The sequence below is a fragment of the Nitrosomonas sp. sh817 genome (assembly GCF_030908545.1).
GTDB lineage: Bacteria > Pseudomonadota > Gammaproteobacteria > Burkholderiales > Nitrosomonadaceae > Nitrosomonas.
Genome location: NZ_CP133083.1, coordinates 654,884 through 676,676 on the forward strand (window position 1 = coordinate 654,884; position 21,793 = coordinate 676,676).

18 protein-coding genes, 1 tRNA gene and 3 pseudogenes are annotated in these 21,793 nt (G+C 46.5%); 13 read left to right on the forward strand and 9 right to left on the reverse strand.

Annotation, left to right across the window (positions count from 1 at the left end):
• Positions 1 to 108: 108 nt before the first annotated feature.
• On the forward strand, positions 109 to 477 hold the full coding sequence (locus RBH92_RS03140; protein WP_307933238.1) for an SPW repeat domain-containing protein: 369 nt from the start codon (positions 109 to 111) through the stop codon (positions 475 to 477).
• A 145-nt stretch (positions 478 to 622) separates the two neighbouring features.
• Here the strand turns inward: RBH92_RS03140 and RBH92_RS03145 are convergent, their stop codons facing one another.
• The gene (locus tag RBH92_RS03145; protein WP_307933239.1) at positions 623 to 1,990 is read right to left on the reverse strand and encodes a TrkH family potassium uptake protein; all 1,368 of its coding nucleotides are present in this window, start codon (positions 1,988 to 1,990) and stop codon (positions 623 to 625) included.
• 216 nt (positions 1,991 to 2,206) lie between these two features.
• On the opposite strand from RBH92_RS03145, the gene RBH92_RS03150 reads away from it, so the two are divergent.
• A complete protein-coding gene (locus RBH92_RS03150) occupies positions 2,207 to 3,241 on the forward strand; it encodes an IS630 family transposase (RefSeq protein ID WP_307931593.1) in 1,035 nt (344 codons plus the stop codon).
• 223 nt (positions 3,242 to 3,464) lie between these two features.
• Here RBH92_RS03150 and RBH92_RS03155 read toward each other — a convergent pair.
• Together RBH92_RS03155 and RBH92_RS03160 are read right to left on the reverse strand one after the other, a co-directional pair.
• A pseudogene (locus RBH92_RS03155) lies at positions 3,465 to 3,773 on the reverse strand (potassium channel family protein); the annotation flags it as partial.
• Positions 3,774 to 3,807: 34 nt separating this feature from the next.
• A pseudogene (locus RBH92_RS03160) lies at positions 3,808 to 3,941 on the reverse strand (IS1595 family transposase); the annotation flags it as partial.
• A 242-nt stretch (positions 3,942 to 4,183) separates the two neighbouring features.
• Between RBH92_RS03160 and tnpA the strand changes: the two are divergent.
• Positions 4,184 to 4,616: pseudogene (gene tnpA / locus RBH92_RS03165) on the forward strand (IS200/IS605 family transposase).
• A 735-nt stretch (positions 4,617 to 5,351) separates the two neighbouring features.
• Positions 5,352 to 5,588, forward strand: a complete 237-nt coding sequence (locus RBH92_RS03170; RefSeq protein WP_307933240.1) for a hypothetical protein — start codon at positions 5,352 to 5,354, stop codon at positions 5,586 to 5,588.
• Between the two features lie 331 nt (positions 5,589 to 5,919).
• Here the strand turns inward: RBH92_RS03170 and RBH92_RS03175 are convergent, their stop codons facing one another.
• The 3 genes from RBH92_RS03175 to RBH92_RS03185 form a co-directional block, all read right to left on the reverse strand.
• Positions 5,920 to 6,405, reverse strand: a complete 486-nt coding sequence (locus RBH92_RS03175; RefSeq protein WP_307933919.1) for a RelA/SpoT domain-containing protein — start codon at positions 6,403 to 6,405, stop codon at positions 5,920 to 5,922.
• Between the two features lie 15 nt (positions 6,406 to 6,420).
• Complete coding sequence (locus RBH92_RS03180; protein WP_307931811.1) at positions 6,421 to 7,458, reverse strand: IS630 family transposase; 1,038 nt, start codon at positions 7,456 to 7,458, stop codon at positions 6,421 to 6,423.
• 250 nt (positions 7,459 to 7,708) lie between these two features.
• Complete coding sequence (locus tag RBH92_RS03185) at positions 7,709 to 8,818, reverse strand: ParA family protein (protein WP_307933241.1); 1,110 nt, start codon at positions 8,816 to 8,818, stop codon at positions 7,709 to 7,711.
• Between the two features lie 626 nt (positions 8,819 to 9,444).
• On the opposite strand from RBH92_RS03185, the gene RBH92_RS03190 reads away from it, so the two are divergent.
• Positions 9,445 to 9,783: a type II toxin-antitoxin system RelE/ParE family toxin gene (locus RBH92_RS03190; protein ID WP_307933242.1), complete on the forward strand. Its 339-nt coding sequence runs from the start codon at positions 9,445 to 9,447 to the stop codon at positions 9,781 to 9,783.
• Positions 9,776 to 10,102: an addiction module antidote protein gene (locus RBH92_RS03195; protein WP_307933243.1), complete on the forward strand. Its 327-nt coding sequence runs from the start codon at positions 9,776 to 9,778 to the stop codon at positions 10,100 to 10,102. Before RBH92_RS03190 ends, RBH92_RS03195 begins: the two co-directional genes overlap by 8 nt.
• Positions 10,103 to 10,241: 139 nt before the next feature.
• Here the strand turns inward: RBH92_RS03195 and RBH92_RS03200 are convergent.
• Positions 10,242 to 10,317 (reverse strand) — tRNA-Asn (locus RBH92_RS03200).
• A gap of 287 nt (positions 10,318 to 10,604) precedes the next feature.
• Here RBH92_RS03200 and RBH92_RS03205 point away from each other — a divergent pair.
• The 3 genes from RBH92_RS03205 to RBH92_RS03215 all read left to right on the forward strand — a co-directional run bounded on the left by RBH92_RS03205 (position 10,605) and on the right by RBH92_RS03215 (position 14,795).
• Positions 10,605 to 11,822 carry a pyridoxal-phosphate-dependent aminotransferase family protein gene (locus RBH92_RS03205; RefSeq protein ID WP_307933244.1) on the forward strand — a complete coding sequence of 406 codons (1,218 nt, stop codon included), beginning with the start codon at positions 10,605 to 10,607 and terminating at the stop codon, positions 11,820 to 11,822.
• Positions 11,823 to 11,929: 107 nt separating this feature from the next.
• Positions 11,930 to 12,925 carry an MraY family glycosyltransferase gene (locus tag RBH92_RS03210; protein ID WP_307933245.1) on the forward strand — a complete coding sequence of 332 codons (996 nt, stop codon included), beginning with the start codon at positions 11,930 to 11,932 and terminating at the stop codon, positions 12,923 to 12,925.
• Position 12,926: 1 nt separating this feature from the next.
• Positions 12,927 to 14,795 (forward strand): polysaccharide biosynthesis protein, encoded by a 1,869-nt coding sequence (locus RBH92_RS03215; protein WP_307933246.1) that lies wholly within the window; start codon positions 12,927 to 12,929, stop codon positions 14,793 to 14,795.
• 158 nt (positions 14,796 to 14,953) lie between these two features.
• On the opposite strand, the gene RBH92_RS03220 is transcribed toward RBH92_RS03215, so the two are convergent.
• Positions 14,954 to 16,630, reverse strand: a complete 1,677-nt coding sequence (locus tag RBH92_RS03220; RefSeq protein WP_307933247.1) for an ATP-binding cassette domain-containing protein — start codon at positions 16,628 to 16,630, stop codon at positions 14,954 to 14,956.
• Between the two features lie 147 nt (positions 16,631 to 16,777).
• Here RBH92_RS03220 and rfbA point away from each other — a divergent pair, with 147 nt between their 5' ends.
• From rfbA to RBH92_RS03240, 4 genes are read left to right on the forward strand one after another with little or no spacing between them, the layout of a single operon-like run.
• Positions 16,778 to 17,662 (forward strand): glucose-1-phosphate thymidylyltransferase RfbA, encoded by an 885-nt coding sequence (gene rfbA / locus RBH92_RS03225; RefSeq protein ID WP_292925281.1) that lies wholly within the window; start codon positions 16,778 to 16,780, stop codon positions 17,660 to 17,662.
• 29 nt (positions 17,663 to 17,691) lie between these two features.
• Entirely contained in the window at positions 17,692 to 18,237 is a 546-nt protein-coding gene (gene rfbC, locus RBH92_RS03230; RefSeq protein WP_307933248.1) for a dTDP-4-dehydrorhamnose 3,5-epimerase, read from the forward strand.
• 11 nt (positions 18,238 to 18,248) lie between these two features.
• On the forward strand, positions 18,249 to 19,601 hold the full coding sequence (gene radA / locus RBH92_RS03235; protein WP_307933249.1) for a DNA repair protein RadA: 1,353 nt from the start codon (positions 18,249 to 18,251) through the stop codon (positions 19,599 to 19,601).
• A gap of 26 nt (positions 19,602 to 19,627) precedes the next feature.
• On the forward strand, positions 19,628 to 20,410 hold the full coding sequence (locus RBH92_RS03240; protein ID WP_307933250.1) for an alkaline phytoceramidase: 783 nt from the start codon (positions 19,628 to 19,630) through the stop codon (positions 20,408 to 20,410).
• A gap of 75 nt (positions 20,411 to 20,485) precedes the next feature.
• Here the strand turns inward: RBH92_RS03240 and RBH92_RS03245 are convergent, their stop codons facing one another.
• Positions 20,486 to 21,547 (reverse strand): EAL domain-containing protein, encoded by a 1,062-nt coding sequence (locus RBH92_RS03245; protein ID WP_307933251.1) that lies wholly within the window; start codon positions 21,545 to 21,547, stop codon positions 20,486 to 20,488.
• Positions 21,548 to 21,793 lie beyond the last annotated feature (246 nt).

The following is a 21,793-nucleotide window of genomic DNA, read 5'->3' on the forward strand; positions in this document are numbered from 1 at the left end:
ATATTTGTAAGTTTGTTTTGTAGATAACAGACATCAATGATTGCGCTGTATTAATTTATTGATCGTGGTGACTATTGGAGTGGCCAAAATTAATATAGGAGCATTCACATGAAAGTAATCTCACCGCGTATACACGGTTATCTTGATTTTTTGACAGTCTTTATTTTTTTACTTGCTCCTACACTTTTAGGACTGGGTCAGCTATCAGCGATACTTGCCTATAGTCTTGCTGTAGTACATTTGATTGTGACTCTGGCTTCTGATTTTCCTTTTGGGGTAGTAAAGCTAATTCCATTTACCGTTCATGGCTGGATTGAACGCATGGTTGGCCCTTTGTTAATAGCCATACCCTTTATCCTTAATTTTTCAACCGAAGAAGCAGCAAGAAATTTTTATATTGCGATGGGTGCTATTATTATTGTCGTTGGTATGCTTACTGACTATCAGGCTGAAGTAAGGGGCGGGAAAATCAAATGAAAATTGGCGACAGCAATACCCTTTGATTAAGGCTTTTTATACAAGTGGCCACCCAGGTGGCCGCTAGCCAAATGATTCTGGAAAATAATAAGATGGAAGAGTTAAGTCATTGTAGTAATTCATAAAATTGTAAGGTATTACAAAGCTAACCGACCTGAATCTCAGCATTCGCATATTTGATATATTTTTTCTTTGGAGAAGCAAAGAAATAAGCGAAAGTCAGTGGTCCTACGCGACCAATAATCATCAAAAAAATGATAACGATCTCACCTGTTACACTTAATTGGCTGGTTAATCCCCTGGACAATCCAACGGTGCTTAAAGCTGAGACAACTTCAAAAACGATGTCAATGAAAGGCGCCTTTTCAGTCAGGGTCAGGATAAAAATTCCTATAAATATCACAATAATTGATACGACGGTCAATGCAAGGGCTTTCATGACTTGCGTTGGTGGTACGGTACGCTGAAGAATCACAACATCATCTCTTCGTCGTAAAAAAGCATAAGTTGCCATTATCAGGACAACAAAAGTACCGATCTTCAGTCCACTGGCAGTACTCAACGATCCTCCGCCAATATACATCAATAAAATCATGAGAGTCGTTGTGGCTTGCGTCAATTCTTCTATCGGCACGGTATTAAAACCCGCCGTTCTGGGTGTTACCGCCTGAAACCACGCGGTTATTGCTTGATCTGGGATGGATAACAGGCCCAGGGTTGCAGGGTTCTTTGCTTCAAGAATCCATATGAGTGCGAATGCGCATATATTAATTATGAGCGTGCTCAACAATACAATTTTGGTATTTACATTCAGCTTATGCCAATTTTTCTGGGTTTTTATATCAATTAGAACTAAGAACCCTATACCTCCAATGATAAAAAGCGCGGTGATCACTAAATTAATTGATAAGTTATTAAAGTAAGGTGTCAGGCTATTGCTGCTTAAAGCAAAACCAGCATTATTGAATGCGGAAATAGTGTAAAAAAAAGCATGGTGGATGGCTGTGCTTAAACCCAGCTCATTGAACCAGGTTAAAACAAGCAACATGAATCCAGTAAATTCTATAAACAAGGAATAAATCAGCACATATTTTGCAATAAAAGTCACCTTTTCCAGGTTAGTTTGGTTAAATGCTTCTTGTGCGACTATCTGCTGACCAATTCCTAATTTTGCGCCTAGACTCACTGCGGCAACAATAGCGAAAGTCATAAATCCCAAACCGCCTGCTTGAATCAGCAACGCGATAACAATCTGTCCAAACAAGGTGAAATGGGTGCCGGTGTCGAGTACTACCAGTCCCGTGACTGTCACAGCGGAGGTTGCTGTAAAGACTGACTGTAACCAACTGATTTCATCATACGAGGCGATGGGCAGTTTTAGTAAAACGGTACCGATCGCAATGAGCAATGCGAAGCCTAGAAATAAAACTGCCGGAGGGCTGAGGTTGAGTAAGTTCTTTTTTGCTGCGGTGATAGGTTTGTAAGGTAGTACACGCGGGTCCCACGGCTTCATTATCGCTATAACCTCGGAGCGATTGAGGCAAGTGCATCGAGTGAGCCGGATAGCACGAGAGAATCATTCAATTCCAAAATAAAATCGGGTCCAATGGATTTTATAATTTCTGTTTTTCTTCGTACTAGTAATGGATCGATAGGGTTACGAACATCTTTTATAGACCCGGCCAATAAATAGTTTGAACTTTGAGTGATATTGCATGCCCATAGAAGAATGGAGAAAATAGATGCAAGAACCTTAAAGGATGAAGCGCTGCATGAACGGCGGCGGCAAGTGATTCGTCTTTACAAGCGAGGCAGCACTTCTGTGCAAATAGCGCAAATAACGGAACTGAGCGACACGGCTGTGAAGAAGATTATTCGACTTTATGAAACAGCTGGCGCAGCTGGACTAAAACCTGGTAGACGGGGACGAAGCGTGGGTGACAAGCGCAGCCTCAGCGAAGAGCAGGAGTTGAGATTGCAACGGCTTATTTGCGATAAGCGTCCTGAGCAACTGAAGATGGATTTTGCATTGTGGAATCGTGGCGCGGTGAGTCAGTTAATCCAGCAGGAATGTGGCCTATCCATGCCGATACGTACGGTGGGGCACTACCTTAAACGATGGGGGTTTACCCCGCAGAAGCCGATCCGGCGTGCTCACGAACAACGCCCGGAAGCGGTAAAGCAATGGCTCAATGAGCAATACCCGGAGATAGCCAGACGCGCTCGAACTGAAGGCGGTGAAATTCACTGGGGTGATGAAACAGCACTAGTCAACACGGATGTGCGAGGACGTGGTTTTGCACCCAAGGGAAAAACGCCGGTAGCCTATGCGCCTGGTACACGACAACGACTGTCAATGATTGCCACAGTGACAAACAAAGGTTGTGCACGGTGGCAGATTATCGATGGCAATTTCAATTCGGATCGGCTCATTGAGTTTTTTGAGCTTCTGATCAAAGATACGGAGAAAAAAGTGTTCTTGATCCTGGATAATTTGAGAGTACACCACAGCAAACCAGTAAAGGCTTGGCTGGAAGAAAATAAGGAAAAAATCGAATGCTTTTATTTGCCCAGCTACAGTCCGGAATTAAATCCAGAAGAGCGATTAAATTCAGATTTGAAACAGGCTATCGGTTCTAAAGTGCCGACGCGTACCAAGGAAAAATTGCGTAACGCTGCCAACGATCACATGACGATGCTGGAGAACAATCCAGAGCGTGTTGCTTCTTACTTCCAAGATCCATATGTAAAATATGCCGCTTAAAACTATTTAATGGCCGGATCAATAATAAGTCCTTGATAGCAATATCGTGACATTTCTCCGTTATTTTTATCTCGACTACATATAAATTAAAGCCAATGGGCATGTAATGATTAACCATTGGATAATTGAGTGATTGCGCTACTTTAATGCCCATTTCTTCTTCAGGATGCACAATGCGCGAAATCCCAATTCTTGAAAGTATAGTGTGATGCGGTTTTGAAGAAGCTTTGGCCCAAATCTCATTAATGCCCATATTTTTTAGCAGCAGCACACAAAGTATACTGGCTTCTAAACTTTCACCAATTGCCACGATTGCTGCATCGCAATTGGCGATATTTAAATCTTTGAGAGCATTCTCATCGGTAGCATCGGCTATTGCTGCGAGCGTCAATTGATCTGCCAGCTTATTGACAATTTTTGCGTCAATGTCAATTCCGATAACTGAATGACCAAATCGCATCAGTTCTAGCGAAGCTGCCGAACCAAACCTGCCCAACCCTATTACTGCGAATTGTCTTTGTTGATTTCTCATATTCCTTAGTATTTATAAAACGAGTCTTAGGAAGCTAAAGTGGGTTTAAACGTAATAATTTGAGAAGATTATCACGGCGATGATTAAAACGAAATTCGGTTTTTTCAGGCGTAGATGGAAGGTATGTTCGAGCACACCATTGAACTTAGCCAAACGTCTTTTAGGGAAATGCTGATTAATTGACTGCATGAGCGAATCACTTCGTTACGCGGTTATCCTTATTGATATGTCTCGGTTGCTGTGCGCCGTGCGCCTCGTGCTTCATCTCGTTCGCCGAATTAGTCAGCGTTTCCCTTATCATTTAAGCTAATCTACTACAGCCCCATTTTTATTGTCCATCATAAGGTTAAAACCACCGGCTTCAGCCGGTCAGCTTTAGCTGCGAGAATATGCCACACAGGAGGTGTGGCATGGATTATAGACATGGAAGTCATACGGTTTATCAGATTGAATATCATTTTGTATGGGTAACGAAGTATAGATATAAGATTCTGAAGGGAGAAGTAGCAGAACGAGTACGAGAGTTGGTTCGTCAGACGTGTGAAGCATTTGAAATGAGAATTGTACAGGGTGTAGTAAGTAAGGATCATGTGCATATTCTGGTGAGTTGTCCGCCGGAGATGGCTCCGAGTGAGATCATGAGGCGGCTAAAAGGACGAACATCGAGCTATCTGTTTGAAGAATTTCCTCACTTGAAGAAGCGGTACTGGGGAAGGCATTTTTGGGCGCGATGGGTATTTCTGCGTGACAGTAGGTCAGATGACAGAAGAGATGATCAAACAATACTTGGAGCATCATTTTGAGCCAAATCCAAACGACAATTTTAAAATGGAGCCGGAATAAGACGCGTCGTTTAGTCGACGCGTATCCGGACTTTCAGTCCGTAACTCAAACCCACCGGCTTTAGCCGGTGGTTGTTTAGTCAATGGAGACCTTTGCACGGTGTCATGAGCGGTACGAGAATAAGGCAAAAATTTGCGAAAAGGCGGAGTTTACACGAGGTAAATGAGCATTTTTCGCGAATTTTTAACGCAATTATCGTGCCGCGTAGTAATCGTGCAAAGGTCTCCAATGGTGTGTGCTTTGAAAGATTTGATGACAGTAAATACAAAATCCCTATCGGGGTTGCTTGGGATGCTATACACAGAAGAATTGACGCTGAACTTAAACTTGATTGTCCCGTTTGGGAGGAAAGAAACCAATGAACTTTTTCGAGTATGAAAAAGCCTTGATGATATTCATGATATTACAGACACACGGGGTTAAATAATGATAGGGATAAGTGAGGAGAGTTTGAGAGCGTTATTTAAAGGAGATTGCGGTAATGTTTTAAAGGACAGGATGAAATGAGCTTTTTAGAATGGCCGTGTGAACTATTTTTAAGCGTTTGCAGCATTTTAGTAGCGACAAAGGCTTTATTGGCATTGGTTCTTGGCGGCATCTCGATCGGGATGATTTTTATAGTAATAAAACAAATAATCAAGGATTTAAGGAAATAATTTGATATGAGCCACTTTTTTGCAAAACCACAGGAGCTGCTCAAATGAGAGGGATAAATGAGGAAAAATAAGGGAGATAATGCGCGATGGTTATAACGATGAATCTCTCGTTATAGAGGATTGTAGTTTGCCAGGATGCACAGAGCTTAACCCGTGGTTACCGATTGATGAAAATATGCCAACAAACAAACACATATTTATTCACGCAAACGACACGGCACAGATTGGCATGTTCGATGGCATTACAGATGGACCAAGTGAGAACAGCAAGAATTGGAGTCGATTAGCTATATCAGAAAAATCTTTATTTTATTGAAAAGATGATAACAAACAATAAGCTAGAAACAGAAAAAGCCGCAAAGTATCTGAACGTCACAGTTGGAACATTGGCGGCCTGGAGAAGCACAAAAAGACACGTACTTCCATATTACAAAATTTTTAGTAGAATATACTACGATATCATGGGCTTAGATGCATTTATACAGTCAAAAAGAGTAAGCTTATTACAGCTGTCACCCTGAGTGAGATTTTTCAGTTACCCGAAAATGCATCTAAGTTATTGATTATTTGGCTCACAAAATCGGATAAAACTGGTAACTGGAGAATTAAACTTACAATTTAATAGCAAATAGGTTTTATGATCTAATTTATTGCTCACTATTTGTGCGAAAAATCGAGTCAGCCAATCGGGTCCCAGTAGATACAAGTTTTGAAAGTACGCGAAGTTGTTCTTTGCAGGATCTTGATTGCGTAGGGATTGGATAATTAATTGTATGATCAATTTCTCCCCATATTTCCTCAAACAATGTTCTAACCTGAATTTCGCAACATATCTGTGATGATTCCTTTGGTTTAATTAGATAATGGATGCTTGTGTAATATGATTCTTTAACTTTGACCTCCAATTCAAGCTTCTCAAAAAACTCCTTAGCTTCAGGATCCCATGAATATGCAGTAGGTTTTTCTGCTAAAAACCAATCTTGAGATTCTATTTTTTGCTTTATAAACGCATGAATTAATGGGAACTGATCCTGATAAAGATGTAAAACTCGCACTCCAGCAAGATCCGTAATTTGTGAAAAGAAGTTTTCTGATGTTATAGATGAATATTTTCTTTTTATTGATCCGGCCAGATGAAGTTTGAAGTTTCAAGCGGCATATTTGACCCTCGGATCTTGAAAGAAGCTTTTGACCCGTTCGGGTGATTGTTCAAGTTTAACCATGTGTTCGGTGGCAGCGAGTTTGAGTTTGGCCTTGGTGCGCACCGGCACTTTCGTCCCGATGGCATGCTTGAGGTCGGCATTGAGGCGTTCCTCCGGATTCAGTTCCGGGCTATAGCTGGGCAGGTAGAACAGCTCGATTTTGTCTTGTCGTTCAGCGACCCATGCCTTGACCTGTTTGCTGTGATGAACCCGCAGATTGTCGAGAATCAAGAATACCTTCTTCCCGGCATCCTTGATCAGCGCTTCGAGGAATTCGATCAGCCTGTCGGCGTTGAAGGCCTCGTCGATAATCATCCAGCGTGTTTTGCCCTGATTCGTCACTGCGGCAATCATCGATAGCTTCTGTCGCGTACCACCAGCCGCGTAGGTGACTGGCGTCTTGCCTGCCGGAGCATAGCAACGACCGCGCACATCGGTATTGACCAAGGCGGTTTCATCGCCCCAGTGAATCTCGCCGCCTTCCGCCTTGGCGCGCTTCTCAATTTCCGGGTATTGCTCGTTGAGCCAGGCTTGTACGGCTTCAGGCCGCTGCTCATAGGCCTTCTTGATCGGCTTCTGGGGAGTGAAACCCCAACGTGACAGATAGTTGCCTACGCCGCGCACCGACAGCTTGATGCTGTACTCCCGCTCTATCAGTTGCATGACCGCCGCCCGATTCCACAGCGCAAATTCCATCTTCAGTTGCTCCGGACGCTTGTCACAAATGATCTTGCGGATGGCTTGTTCCTGCTCCTCTGTCAGTGACCGCCCTTGACCAGTACGCTTGCCTCGCATCCCTGGCTTCAGGGCGGAAAATCCGCCTTCTTCATACCGATCTATCGCAAACCGAACTGTCGGATACGAAAGCCCACTGAGCTCAACAATTTGCATCACGCCGTAGCCCTTGCGATGCAACCGCACCACTTGCTTGCGCCGTTCATGCAGTTGCTCCAGCGTCGAATATCTTGCGTCGTCTTTTTCCATTTCAACAAGATGGGGGGCGATTCATAAATTTCAAGTATTATTGTGCCGAGTCAATAGTTTCTCGCGAAGATGATCAGGGTCTTTAAGTCTTGCTTTTATCGAGTGGATTGTTGGGTTCGTTGTTTGGTTGAGTGTTGGTTCAAGTTTAAAGCAATCTACAACCACATTTTTGAATTGCTCAAATAGGTGTTTATCTTTTTGATAAAGATGAATTAATTCGTCACAGTCCAATGACATAAATTACCATTCTTTAAGAAAGTAATTCAACACGTTTTAAAAGCTCGGTTGCAAATTTTTTATAAGAATCTTTTGTATCCTCGTATTTTTGGCGAGCACCTGCCAGGGTGCTTGAATCGCCAGGTTCTTTTTTAGCATTACTAGGCACTTTCCACATTGGCATATGATATTTTTGTGCCATAGCTGGAAATGTATTATGTGTATACATAATACAATCATCACCAATAGGACTTCCCAAAAGTTGATCAGTTAAGTGATTTCGAAGTTCTGGTTTGATGTATTCTTTAATTGCCGAAGGAATTTTTTCAGCATAATTAGAATGAGCTTTGGCTAAGCCTCGTGTACCGTCCTTTGAATTTGAATATGGTTTTGCATTGTATATTGTGTAGCCAAGAAAACTAACAAACTGAGCAGGAAAAGCTTTTCTCTTATCTTCGCTAAGCAATTTATAAAGAATATCAAACTCAGTCTTCCATACTGAAAGAGCTTTTCCGATATTTCGTATCCCATAGAGTGAAAAAATATCGGGCAAAGCTGGAATAAAAAAACCGTCGACAGTAGATATAATGACTTTGTTTAGAACTCCTAAACTAGGAGAAGTATCTACAATAACAAAATCATATTGGTGTACTGAAGTGTACTCATTAGCTAAAGATCTAATACGAGTTAAAGTTCTAATAGCTAATGGATCACCACGGTATACATCAGGCCATCTCTTGGAAATTGCTTCCTCAAAGGTGTGTAATGATAATCTCCCTGGGATGATATCTAAAGATTCGGTTAATTTGAAGGGTGGAGGTAATTTGCTTAGTTCTCCTGTTCCTTCTTCTGTTGATTTAACAATAAAATGGAGACTTCTTGGTGAATTTAATATTTGATCAAACGCTCTTTCAGTTAAATCTTTCTTTGTTGCATCCATCCCTAAATCTATAAAAGAATCCTCTTTTTCCCAAATATCATGAATTTTTTCTTCTGCAATTGAATAAATTGTTAAATTACATTGTGGATCAGCGTCAATCATCAAAACTTTATATCCTATTTCTGATAATGCATGAGATAAATGAAATGTTAAAGTTGTTTTACCAACCCCGCCTTTATTATTAAATACAGATAAAACTTTCATTTATGGCCTTTATGAGAAACAGGAAGGAAATTTTTGATTCAAAAAAGATTTTCTAAACAATCTGGGTATTATGTCAATTCTCAAGCCCTCCGATCAAGTAACACGGGGGGCTACAAATACATACCATTGAAAACTAAAGAACAACTATAAAGGTTCTTTGTCTTTCCGACAATCAGTTAAATCCTAAAAGCCGCCTATGCGAGCACCCGGACGCGTGGACGGGGCGCAGGCTAGGCGGCGCTGCTGGGAGCCATGCAATTCGGCAAGCGCATAAATCCATAGGGGGCACCGCCGGCGCCTATCACGCCTAAGAGCGGGGATGCCTGTGGAGTTATGCGCGATTTGACATCGGGTTTAATGAATTACTCGAATGCGGCGTGGAAGCGGTTGATAAATCCTATTTTAATGACGGGTAAACAGTGAAGCCAAAGAAGAATTCAAAGCTTATTTCAATTAACCACTCTGTAAACAACCCTGAGATTTCTTACATGGTTATTCCACACTAATGTTATTTATCAGTAATAATTGGACGCGGGAATTTTGTTTGGTCTTGATTTGATATTCTATTGAAAATATGCATAATTCAGTATGCACCATTTGTCATAGATAAGATAAAGTATAGAAAATTGATCCAAGTAGTACAAACAAAGCAAATCATTATCTATGCAGATGAAAACGGCCATGAGCCTTATCGCAATTGGATAGATAACTTAAAAGACAAAAAGAGCCAGCAGCGGATCAGAGCGCGTATCCGGCGGCTGGCTGAAGGTCTTTATGGCGATTGCCATTCGGTAGGAGAGGGTATTTTAGAGCTCCGAATGTTTTTTGGCCCTGGATACCGGGTTTATTTCAGTGAAGATGCTGACAATATTGTGATTCTATTGTGTGGCGGTGATAAAGACAGCCAGAACCAAGATATTAAAAACGCCAAGGAATACTGGAAGGATTATAAAGATCATGGCTAAAGAACGAACTTACAAAACATTGGATGAAAGTGAGGAAACATATTATCGCAATCATCCCGACGAAATCGATGAATACCTCACCATAGCTTTTGAGGAATATGCAAAAGATGGGTGCACTGCCGCATTGCTGGCTCAATTGCGCATGATCGCACGTGTCAAAGGTGTTACTGTGCTATCTCAGGAAACGGGGATATCGCGGAACGGTATACAAAAAGCTTTATCGGAAAATGGTAACCCGAGATTTGAAAGTATCAATGCAATCATGAACGCGATGGGGTATCGGCTTGCGCCGCAAAGACTAGATGTACATGCAAAGTAAAACCTTGAAAAAAGCTTGAGAATTAGCGGCTTTCTTCGTACGCTCCGTTGTTCAACGAAACGGATTCCCCTTTGTTATTTTGCGCTTGCTTAGGCAGTGGAAGAAGTAAAAAGCACCTGCATTTAGCTTTGATTCTAATTGGCTCCCCGACCTGGGCTCGAACCAGGGACCTGCGGATTAACAGTCCGTCGCTCTACCGACTGAGCTATCGGGGAATTGGTGAGTTGCGCATGTTAACGTTTTGAAGCCTTCCGGTCAACCATTGCTAACGCCATTGCTGCAATATGACCGGGATTGTTTCCCGGCCGATTGCGGGGCGATGATTGATCGCACAAAGTTTCTCAAAATAATTATTAATACTTCAGTGTGTTATGAAAGGTCCTTAACTTATCCATAAGGATAATTTATTGAGCACTGCCTGGATTATAGTAAACTCACGCTTCGCTTGTTAAAATCAATTTTTATTAAAAAACTAATCAAACTTATTAATTTAGGATTGTTCATGAATACCGAAGATTTTCGCCCTGAAAAGAAAGCCGCCGTTTTTTATCCACCGCAACGCGTTTTGATGGGTCCTGGCCCGTCGGATACCCATCCGCGCGTGTTGAACGCCATGGCGCGTCCGACCTTGGGTCACCTGGATCCTGTTTTTACCGAGATGATGGAAGAGATTAAGGGGTTGATGCGCTATGCTTTCCAAACCAAGAACCGCATGACTTTCCCGGTATCCGGTCCGGGTTCGGTGGGAATGGAGATGTGTTTCGTCAATACCATCGAACCCGGCGATAAAGTGATCGTTTGCCGCAATGGCGTGTTTGGCGGCCGTATGATCGAGAACGTTGAACGGCATGGCGGTGTGGCCGTGGTGGTTGACGATAAATGGGGCGAGCCGGTCGATCCGCAGAAAGTGGAAGATGCATTGAAGAAAAATCCGGATGCCAAGATCGTGGCGTTTGTTCATGCGGAAACCTCGACCGGCGCCCAATCCGATGCCAAAACCTTGTGCGAAATTGCACGCAAATATAATTGCCTGACAATCGTCGATACCGTGACTTCGCTGGGCGGCACGCCGATCAAGGTCGACGAATGGGGCATCGATGCGATTTATTCCGGCAGCCAGAAATGTTTGTCCTGCCCGCCGGGATTGTCGCCGGTCAGTTTTTCCGATCGTGTGACCGAGTTGGTTAAAAATCGCAAAACCAAAGTGCATAGCTGGTTCATGGATATCAGCCTGTTGCTGAATTACTGGGGTTCGGCGGCCCGGACTTACCATCATACCGCGCCGACCAATGCCTTGTATGGTTTGCATGAATCGTTGCTGATGCTGTATGAAGAAGGGCTTGAGCATTCCTGGGCGCGTCATCGTTATAACTACGAAGCATTGAAAGCCGGTTTCGCGACCTTGGGGATGAATTATGTCGTCAAGGAAGAATACCGTTTGCCGCAACTGAATTCGGTTTATGTTCCTGCCGGTGTCGATGAGAAAGAAGTGCGCCGCCGCTTGCTGGATGATTACAACCTCGAAATCGGCGCGGGATTGGGCGATTTTGCCGGAAAAGTATGGCGTTTCGGTTTGATGGGCACATCCTGCCGCGTCGAAAATGTCATTTTCTGTTTGAATGCCTTGGAAACCATTTTGTCGGATATGGGGGTGAAAGTCGAACGCGGTGCTGCTGCAGCGGCTGCGCATAAGACTTATGCTGCAAAACCGATGTTCTAGCATTTCCCTAGATCAGTTACAATACTTTTTCGTTTTGATGCCACTTTCCCATCGACAATGATGGGAAAGTGGTTTGTATTTTCGGGTTCTAACGGATAAATCCGCTTATGGTGGTTTTGGATTTTCCTTATTCGATGTTCGCGGCGTCTCTGCTGGCGTTTTTTTTGTCGTTTTTTTCCATTTTGTGGCTGATTAAAAGAAAAGCGGATTGGGCGCTGGATCAACCGAATGCGCGTTCGCTGCATACTGTTCCGGTTCCCCGGATCGGCGGCGCTTGTTTGTTATCCGCGGCGATGACCGCATGGCTTTGTTTTGCGGCAACCTTGCCATCCGCCGTTTTGCTGGGCGTGGCATTGCTGATGGCCATATCATTGATCGACGATATCCGGCACGCGCCCGTGTGGTGCCGGTTGCTGATCCATGCGGTTGCAGCTGCCTGGTTTGCCATCGCGCTTTTATGGAGCGCCTATGATGGGTTAACCGTGTTGTGTGTGATAATCGCAACAATCTGGATGTCGAACCTTTATAATTTCATGGATGGCTCGGATGGCTTGGCAGGCGGGATGGCGATGATCGGGTTTGGTTGTTATGGGTTGATTGCTTATCTGGCGGGCGATCACAATTTTGCAATGATTAATTTCTCGATTGCCGCCGCGGCAATGGCTTTTTTGTTGCATAATTTTCATCCTGCGCGGGTTTTTATGGGAGATGCCGGTTCAGTTCCACTGGGGTTTCTGGCGGCAGTATTCGGGGTATTGGGGTGGTTGAACCAGCTCTGGACGATCTGGGTGCCTTTATTGATTTTTTCCCCTTTCATTACGGATGCCACGGTGACGTTGACAAGGCGCTTATTGCAAGGAAAGAAGATTTGGCAAGCGCATCGGGAGCATTATTATCAGCGCTTGGTGCAAAGCGGTTTCGGTCATCGCAATACCGCATTGGCCGCCTATGCGTTGATGCTGATTGCCGGCGGCTGCGCGATATGGATCAATCAACAGGACATGGCGGTACAACAATGGGGCATGCTGATGTGGGGGGGTGTTTATTTGGCGGCAATGATGATTGCCGATCGCAGTCTCAAACCGTTCTCTGACCGGGGATAATATGTTTGTCGGCCGATACGGAATTCGCACTTTTATCGCTTTTACGCACGACTTTATCGCGATCGCCGCAGCTTGGTGGCTCGCTTATCTTTTACGCTTTAACTTTCAAATTCCGGCTTCGTCGGTGTTATTCCTTTTGGAGACCATTCCCTGGATTGTGTTAATTCAAGGCGGATTCTTTTTATGGCTGGGTCTTTACCGGGGGTTATGGCGGTATGCCAGCTTACCGGATTTGAAAAGAATTTTTATTGCGGTGATGGCCGGTTCCACAGCGGTGATTCTGCTGCTCGGGTTATCCGGTTCGCTGGTAAAAGTGCCCGGCGCGGTGATTGCGCTGGCACCCCTTTTATTGATGTTTATCATGGGCGGCAGCCGTTTGATTTACCGCGCCTGGAAAGAGCGCCGCCTATACGGCTTGGAAAGCCCCGAGGCCAAGCTGGTGCTCATTATCGGAGCAGGCAGCACGGCCGTCAATTTGGTGAAGGCATTGACCGGAAGCCGGGAATGGCATGTGGTCGGTATGCTGGATGACGATCCAAGAAAATATGGCACCCGTTTGCAAGGAATCCGGGTATTGGGGAAGATTGACGAATTACCGCACTGGATACATAAACTCAACGTTGAGCATGTGATTATTGCGACGCCGTCGGTTTCCCGCCGGATTCACCGGCAGGCTTTGGAAATCTGCTCGGAACTGGGGGTCAAGGCGATGACGGTGCCTTCGTATGCCGATTTGATCAGCGGGAAAGCTACGGTATCCAATATCCGCGAAATCCAGTTGGATGATTTGCTGGGCCGCGCGCCGGTGGTACTGGACGATGAAGGGTTGCACGGTTTGCTGACTGAAAAAGTTGTTTTAGTAACCGGCGCCGGAGGATCCATCGGTTCGGAATTATGCCGTCAATTGGCGACATTTGCGCCAGGGCGGATAGTGTTTCTCGAACTCAACGAATATGCGTTGTACAGCGTTCAGGAAGAATTTACCGCGCGTTATCCTGAAATGAAAATGTCCTTTGTGATCGGCGATATCAAAGATCAGGAACGGATGGTGCAATTGTTTGAGCAATACCGTCCGGTGGTGGTATTTCATGCCGCTGCTTATAAGCATGTGCCATTAATGGAGCTGGGGAATGCGTGCCAGGCTTTGTTGAATAATGTTTTGGGCACTTATGTGCTGGCGCAAGTGGCGATCCGTTTCGGCGTTGAAAAATTTGTGTTGGTTTCAACCGATAAAGCCGTGAACCCGGTTAGCGTCATGGGCGCCACCAAACGCCTGGCGGAAATGGTGTGTCAGGCGTTGCAGCAATCCATTCAGAAAGATCGCGCGCATCGCACTTGCTTTGTAATGGTGCGCTTTGGCAATGTATTGGGCAGCACCGGCAGTGTCATTCCTAAATTCCAGGAACAAATTGCCAAGGGAGGCCCGATTACCATCACCCATCCCGACATGACGCGCTATTTCATGTCGATTCCCGAAGCCGCGCAACTGGTTTTACAAGCGGGGCTGATGGGGGGCGCCAAAGGCGGCGGAGAGATTTTTGTAATGGATATGGGCGATCCGGTCAGGATCGTGGATCTGGCGAATGACCTGATCCATTTGTCCGGATTGGCGGAAGGCGATATCCGGATTGTTTATACCGGCCTTCGTCCGGGCGAGAAGCTTCATGAAGAATTGCTGGCGGCTAATGAAAATACCTATCCGACACCGCATCAAAAGCTACGCATCGCGCAAGCGCGGCAGGTGGACGAACAATGGCTGGCTGGTTTAGTGGCATGGCTGGATAAAATTACCGTGCTCAATGATCAAGAAGTTCGCGATCAACTGATCAATTGGGTGCCGGAATATAGCCGCAAGGAAATTGAATCTTAGGAAAACCTGATTAATTGACTGCACGAGCGAATCACTTCGTTGCGCGGCACCCGCATCCTCGTCTATCTTGTTGATATGCCTCGGTTGCTGCGTTCCGTGCGCCTCGTGCTTCCTCTCGTTCGCCGAATTAATCAGTGTTTCGTTAGGGAAGTGCAGCTTTACGGGTGATAACTATCCAGCGTTCTCAGATTTTTAGTAATACTGCCATTTTCCAATACGATGATCCGGTCAATTTTTTTGAGCTGCGGCGGAATTTGCTGGCTGAAGATCAATGTGGTGCGATTCTCTATCAAATTTTCCAGAACTGGCAGCAATTCACCGGAATCGGAACCGGTCAATGCGAATACCTCATCCAGGATCAAGATCGGGGTATTTTTGACGAATGCGCGGGCGATGCTGAGTTGCAGCAATTGCTGTGGCGTTATTCCGTTTGTTTCCAGAGTCACTTGCGTTTGCAAACCGGCGGGCAAATGACGGATGAATTCCACCGCTCGTGAAGCCTGGGCGGCGGCGGTAATGGTAGCTTCGTTACTGCAGCGCTTAGTGCCGTACGCGATGTTGCCGGCGACTTTGTCGTCCAATAAAAAAGTGTCCGGGGAAACCATTGCGATATTGGCATGCAGGCTATCGAGTCTGATTTGCTCCAGCGGATGGTCATCCAGCCAGATTTTTCCGCTTGAGGGCTGTTGCAGGCGAAGTATCAGATCAATCAATGCGGTTTTTTCTGCGGTGGAATAGCCTTTAAAAACAACGATATTTCCTGGTTCAATGGTGAAGTTAATGTGATTCAGGCTGGATCCGGACTCTGCTTTATCGTCATGGCAAACTTTTTCGAATTGCAATTTTCCGTGAAACCGGGGAATGTTCAAAGTACCGGTATCGGTTTCAAGCGGTTGATCCAAAAACGCAAAAATGGTTTCTAACGGTTCCCGGCGATGCTCCAGTTTTTTGGGTATTTCTAAAATGCGCCGGACCGGTGCCAGCAGCAGAAGCGTGGCGGTAACAAGCGCTCCGGTCTGCGGCAAGCTCAGGGCGCCATTAATGGCTTGAAACCCCACAGCGTAACCGGCGGCTACGAGAATCAGCACCGCGATTGTTTGCGAGAACAAAGTTGCCATCGCGTTTCGTTTTGTTTGCCGCATTTCTTCCAGTTGAATCGTTCCGGAAATCTTTTCCAGACGTTCACTTTCTTGCGCTATGCCGCCATCCAGCCGGATTGTTCGATGATGCCCGATTGCTTGGGATAAATGTTGCAGTAAGCCGGCGATTGCGGATGAGTTTTGTTGACCGGACCGGCCGGAATCATCAGCCAGCCGGTAAATTAATGCAAGAAGCGGTGCGATCAGCACCAGCAGCATCACAAATTCCTGATTGAGATACAACGTGCATAGCACTAAGACGGCGATTATCAGGCAATCTTGCAGCAATTGTGCGAAAAGGAGAGCTGTGCTCGGGGAAACTTGATGAATGCAGGCGATCAGCTGATCGGCCCGATGGTTCATGGGTAATGATAAACACTGGTTGATAGGCAGTGCGAGCAACTTATTGATAACATCCAGCCGTAAATCCTGTGTCAGGAGACCGCTGGTCTTGCCAATCGAGAAGCGTTTGATATAAACAGCCGCAGCGTGGATCGTGAACAGCAGGATCGTCATTACGGCGGCCGACTGCAGAATCGCGTGGTTTCCGGTGATGAAAATGCTATCCAGCAATTGATAAAGCAGAAGCGGAAAGGCGGCGATGGCTGCAGCCGCCAGCAACATCGAACCCGCTGTCAGCAAGTGTAATTTTCGATACGGCGTGAGTTTGGTGAATAGGCGGAGATAAAGTCGCATGCGGATCATTTTACATCAACATTCCGCCGGTATCGCAGCGCGCGATCATCTGGCATGCGGCATAGATATAGTACAATCGCCAATTGTTTATCATGAACTGATCCGGCTATATCCGGTATTTCCTATTTAAGGGGTCATTTTATATCCATGCTTCCACGACGAAAAGGCATTATTCTGGCAGGCGGTTCCGGTACCCGGCTTTATCCGGTGACGCAGACAATATCCAAACAATTGCTGCCGGTATTCGACAAGCCGATGATTTATTATCCGCTCAGTACATTGATGCTGGCCGGAATCCGGGAAATTCTGGTGATTTCCACGCCGCGCGATATCGGCAGTTTTCAGGAATTATTGCAAGATGGAAGCCAGTGGGGATTGGCTATTTCCTATGCGGAACAACCATCTCCTGATGGGTTGGCGCAGGCTTTTTTGATCGGCGAATCGTTTATCGGTAACGATCTTTCGGCATTAGTGCTGGGTGACAACATTTTCTATGGACACGACTTCCAGCAGCTATTATTTAATGCCATGAAACGTACCGAAGGCGCCAGTGTTTTCGCCTACCACGTGCATGATCCGAAACGCTATGGCGTTGTTGAGTTCGATGCCGCCGGCAAAGTGATGAGTCTGGAGGAAAAGCCCGAACAGCCAAAATCCAATTTCGCAGTCACCGGTTTATATTTTTATGACAGCAACGTTGTCGCTTATGCCAAGCAACTGAAACCGTCGGCGCGCAACGAACTGGAAATCACCGATTTGAACCGGATTTACCTGGAGCATGCGGCGCTCAATGTGGAAATCATGCGGCGCGGTTATGCCTGGCTGGATACCGGCACGCATGAGTCGTTGCTGGATGCGAGTCAGTTTGTCGCCACGATCGAACACCGGCAAGGTTTAAAAATATCCTGTCCCGAAGAAATTGCATACCTGCAAGGATGGATCGACGCTCAACAACTCGAGCGGCTGGCATTGCCATTGGCAAAAAACGGCTATGGGCAATATTTGTTGCAAGTGTTGAAACGCGGTTTTTAATCGTTTTTGAGTGTTAGAGGCTATCAGGCATGAAATCAAGTCGTTTGGCAATTTCCGATATCATTTTGCTGGAACCCCGTGTGTTCAGCGATAACCGCGGTTATTTTTTCGAGAGCTTCAATCAACGCGAATTTGAAACCATTGTCGGGGAACCGGTCAGCTTCGTGCAAAGCAACCATTCGCAATCGGTGCAGAATGTGTTGCGCGGTTTGCATTACCAAATTAAGCATGCGCAAGGAAAAATGGTGCGCGTGGTGGTTGGCGAAGTGTTTGATGTCGCGGTCGATTTGCGCCGGTCGTCGCCGACTTTCGGGCAGTGGGCCGGCGATGTGCTGAGTGCTGCCAACAAAAAGCAATTATGGATACCGCCCGGTTTTGCGCATGGTTTTGCCGTGTTGTCCGAAACAGCTGAGCTTTTGTATAAAACCACCGATTACTGGTCGCCGGAACATGAGCGTTGCATTGCCTGGAATGATCCAACTTTGGCGATTGACTGGCCGCTGAGCGCGGAGCCCATTCTTTCCGGTAAAGATGCACAAGGCGTGGCGTTCACTGAAGCGGAAGTTTACGATTAGCAGCCATCGTCATGGCCAAGCAGAAAACCATCTACTCCTGTACTGAATGCGGCGGCCAAACCTTGAAATGGCAAGGCCAGTGCCCGCATTGTCAGGCATGGAATACTTTGGTTGAAACGATCGCGGAAAAACCGGTATCGCGTTTCAGTCCGGTCTCTGAAACCGGCGAAGTGCAAAATTTAAGCATGATCGAAGCGCGGGAAGAACCGCGCTATCCTACCGGCATCGAAGAACTCGACCGGGTGCTGGGCGGTGGCATGGTACGTGGCGGGGTGGTGCTGCTGGGTGGCGATCCCGGCATCGGCAAATCGACTTTGCTGTTGCAAGCATTATCATCCATGTCGGCACAGCATGCCGTACTGTACGTCAGCGGCGAAGAATCGGCGCAGCAAGTGGCGTTGCGCGCCAAGCGGCTGGCGCTGGATGTCCGTTCGGTTGATTTATATGCGGAAATTCAGCTGGAAAAAATCCAGGCGGTACTGACGAAACGCAAGCCGGCTGTCGCCGTGATCGATTCGATCCAGACGGTTTATTCGGAAATTCTGCAATCCGCGCCGGGTTCGGTTGCGCAAGTACGCGAATGCGCGGCGCAATTGACGCGGCTGGCCAAGTCGAGCGGCACTTGCATCATCCTGGTCGGCCACGTCACCAAGGAAGGCGCGCTGGCGGGGCCGCGCGTGCTGGAGCACATGGTTGATACCGTGCTGTATTTCGAAGGTGATATGCACTCCACTTTTCGCATGATTCGCGCGTTCAAGAATCGCTTTGGCGCGGTCAATGAATTGGGGGTGTTTGCGATGAGCGAGAAGGGGCTGCGCGAGGTTAAAAACCCTTCGGCGTTATTTTTGTCGCATCACGATGCGCAAGTACCGGGATCGTGCATCATGGTGACGCAAGAGGGAACGCGTCCGTTGCTGGTGGAAATTCAAGCTCTGGTTGACGAAGCGCGTTCACCGAATCCGCGCCGGTTGTGCGTCGGCCTGGAACAAAACCGGCTGGCAATGCTGTTGGCGGTGTTGCACCGTCACGCTGGCATTCCATGTTACGATCAGGATGTATTCATCAACGCCGTGGGAGGGGTCAAAATCACCGAACCCGGCGCCGATCTGGCGATTTTGCTGGCCGTTGTTTCGTCGCTGAAAAACAAACCGCTGGCGGAAAAAATGATTGTCATCGGTGAGGTCGGTCTGGCAGGTGAAATCCGCCCGGTGCAACGCGGCCAGGAAAGGTTAAAAGAAGCCGCCAAACTGGGTTTCAAGCAAGCCATCATTCCGCTGGCGAACAAGCCCAAGCAAACCATCGAAGGCATGACCATCATTCCGGTGGCGCGTCTTAAGGATGCCGTTGTGCACATGCATGGATAAAGACCGGGAAATTCCGGTACGGATGAATGAAGACACATCATCATTTATGGTTATTCACCGGCGCAACGATTCTGGTTGCCGCCGCAGCCATCATTCTGCCGCCGGTCGCGCAACCGGCTGAATATCATCTCTTTGCCGATCAACGCAATTTTCTCGGTATTCCGAATTTCAGCGATGTGGTATCCAACTTGGCTTTCTTGGTGAGCGGCAGCGCCGGTTTGTTGTTTTTATGGCAGGTGCGGCAAACGCCGGAACAATTCACGTTTGCCGACCGGAAAGAAAGCCTGCCTTATTGGGTGTTATTTTTCAGCGTGACTGCCGTTGCGTTCGGTTCCATGTACTATCACTGGCAGCCGGATATCGACCACTTGCTGTGGGACCGGTTGCCCATCGTGATTGCGATCGCGGCGCTGCTGTCGGCAACGTTGGCCGATCGAGTGAATATTGCCGCCGGTTTAGCGGTTTTGCCGTTGCTTGTGATGCTGGCGATCCTAAGTGTGTTGTATTGGTACTGGACCGAACTGCAAGGCGCCGGCAATCTGAATTTTTATCTCGTGATGCAATTTTATCCGATCCTGCTGATAATATGGATCAGCTTGTGCTTTCCATCGCGTTACAGTCATGGATATGCGGTGTTTCAAGTGATAGTGCTCTACGCGGGCGCAAAGCTATTTGAAATACTCGATTCGCAAATTTTTACCTGGACAAGCGGCTGGATCAGCGGTCATTCGCTCAAGCATCTGACCGCTGCGTTTGCAGCTTATTGGATCGTGCGGATGCTGCGGAAACGCCGGAGATTGGAATCATAGCCTTCCTATGCCTGACCGGCATGAATAAGCATGTTAAGTACAAAATTCAGGATTCTTTCAGGATTCTATGAATGATTAGACCTCAGGAGAAGGCTTGCCGATATAAAATCCTTGTAGCAAGTCGGCGCCGATACTAGCGGCGAATTGTTCATCCTGTTCGGTTTCTATGCCTTCAGCGAGTACCAGCAGATTGCGTTTGTGACCGAGTTCCACCAGCGCTTTGCAAATGTCGCGATGCAAGCTGGATTCACGCGCGCGCTGGATTAATTCCAAATCGATTTTGATCAGATCCGGATTCAGTTCCGCCAGCCGGTTAAGCGATGAAAAGCCGCTGCCGATGTCGTCCAGCGCGACCTTGTAACCGACATGACGATAATGCGCCAGTACTTTGGTTAAGTGCGCCATATCGTCAACTGCTTCGGTTTCAACGACTTCGAATACCACATTTTCCGGGCGGATACCGGCTGCTTCGGCGGCTGCATTGGTACTGCGTAAACAAAACTCAGGGCGATAAATCGACGAGGGCAGGAAATTGATCAGTATGTGCATCGATTGCAGATTGGGAATTTTCGTTCCGGCATTCTTGAGATGAATTTCACGCGATAAGCGATCCAGCATGAACACCAGATTTTCCCGCCTTGCCCATTCGATCAATGCGCCCGGGCTGATTAAATCACCGTTGTCAGCGCGTCCGCGGAGCAAACATTCGTATCCCCAAGTGCTACCGTCCGATACTCGCTTAACCGGCTGGAACCAAGTTTCAATCCGGCGCTGATGGAGGATGCTGACAAGCGATGAACCATCATGCGGTACCATGCTGACCAGAGAACCGGCATGTATCAGCTTTGGAAATTGTTTTTCAATGGTTTCGCGATCGTTGAGCCAAGCAGCTCGCAATGAGCGCAGTCTGGCCTGATCGAGCAATCCTCGAAGAAAATTGACGAACCCTGTCAGTGATTTTGTCGGTTCTTCGATACCGAACGGTATTTCCAATGCATGAATATCTTGGTGATAACACCAGTTGGTTTGGTTGCCGAACATCAGTAGTTCGGGAAATTCGATATCCAAGTTGGGTGAAAGTACAATCAGCCGTCTTTTTCCGGTGGCGCATGTGCAAGTAGCGGGATCGTGGGTCATAAGATTTTCCAGTGTTGTTAAGCGATTGGTGGCATCAGTATGAACGATAGGATTGAGATTTATGAGAAGAAGAATTAACCAATAACCCTTTAATTCAATTTTATGTTGTCAGATATCCTGGGTGTTAATCGAAAACTCTTAAATACTCCATTTGTGTATATATTGTAGAAATGCAGTTTTTCCCTATTACGGGATTCTGATACGGAAATTAAATTTTAGAATCGTAGTAGATACCAGTCATTCCTC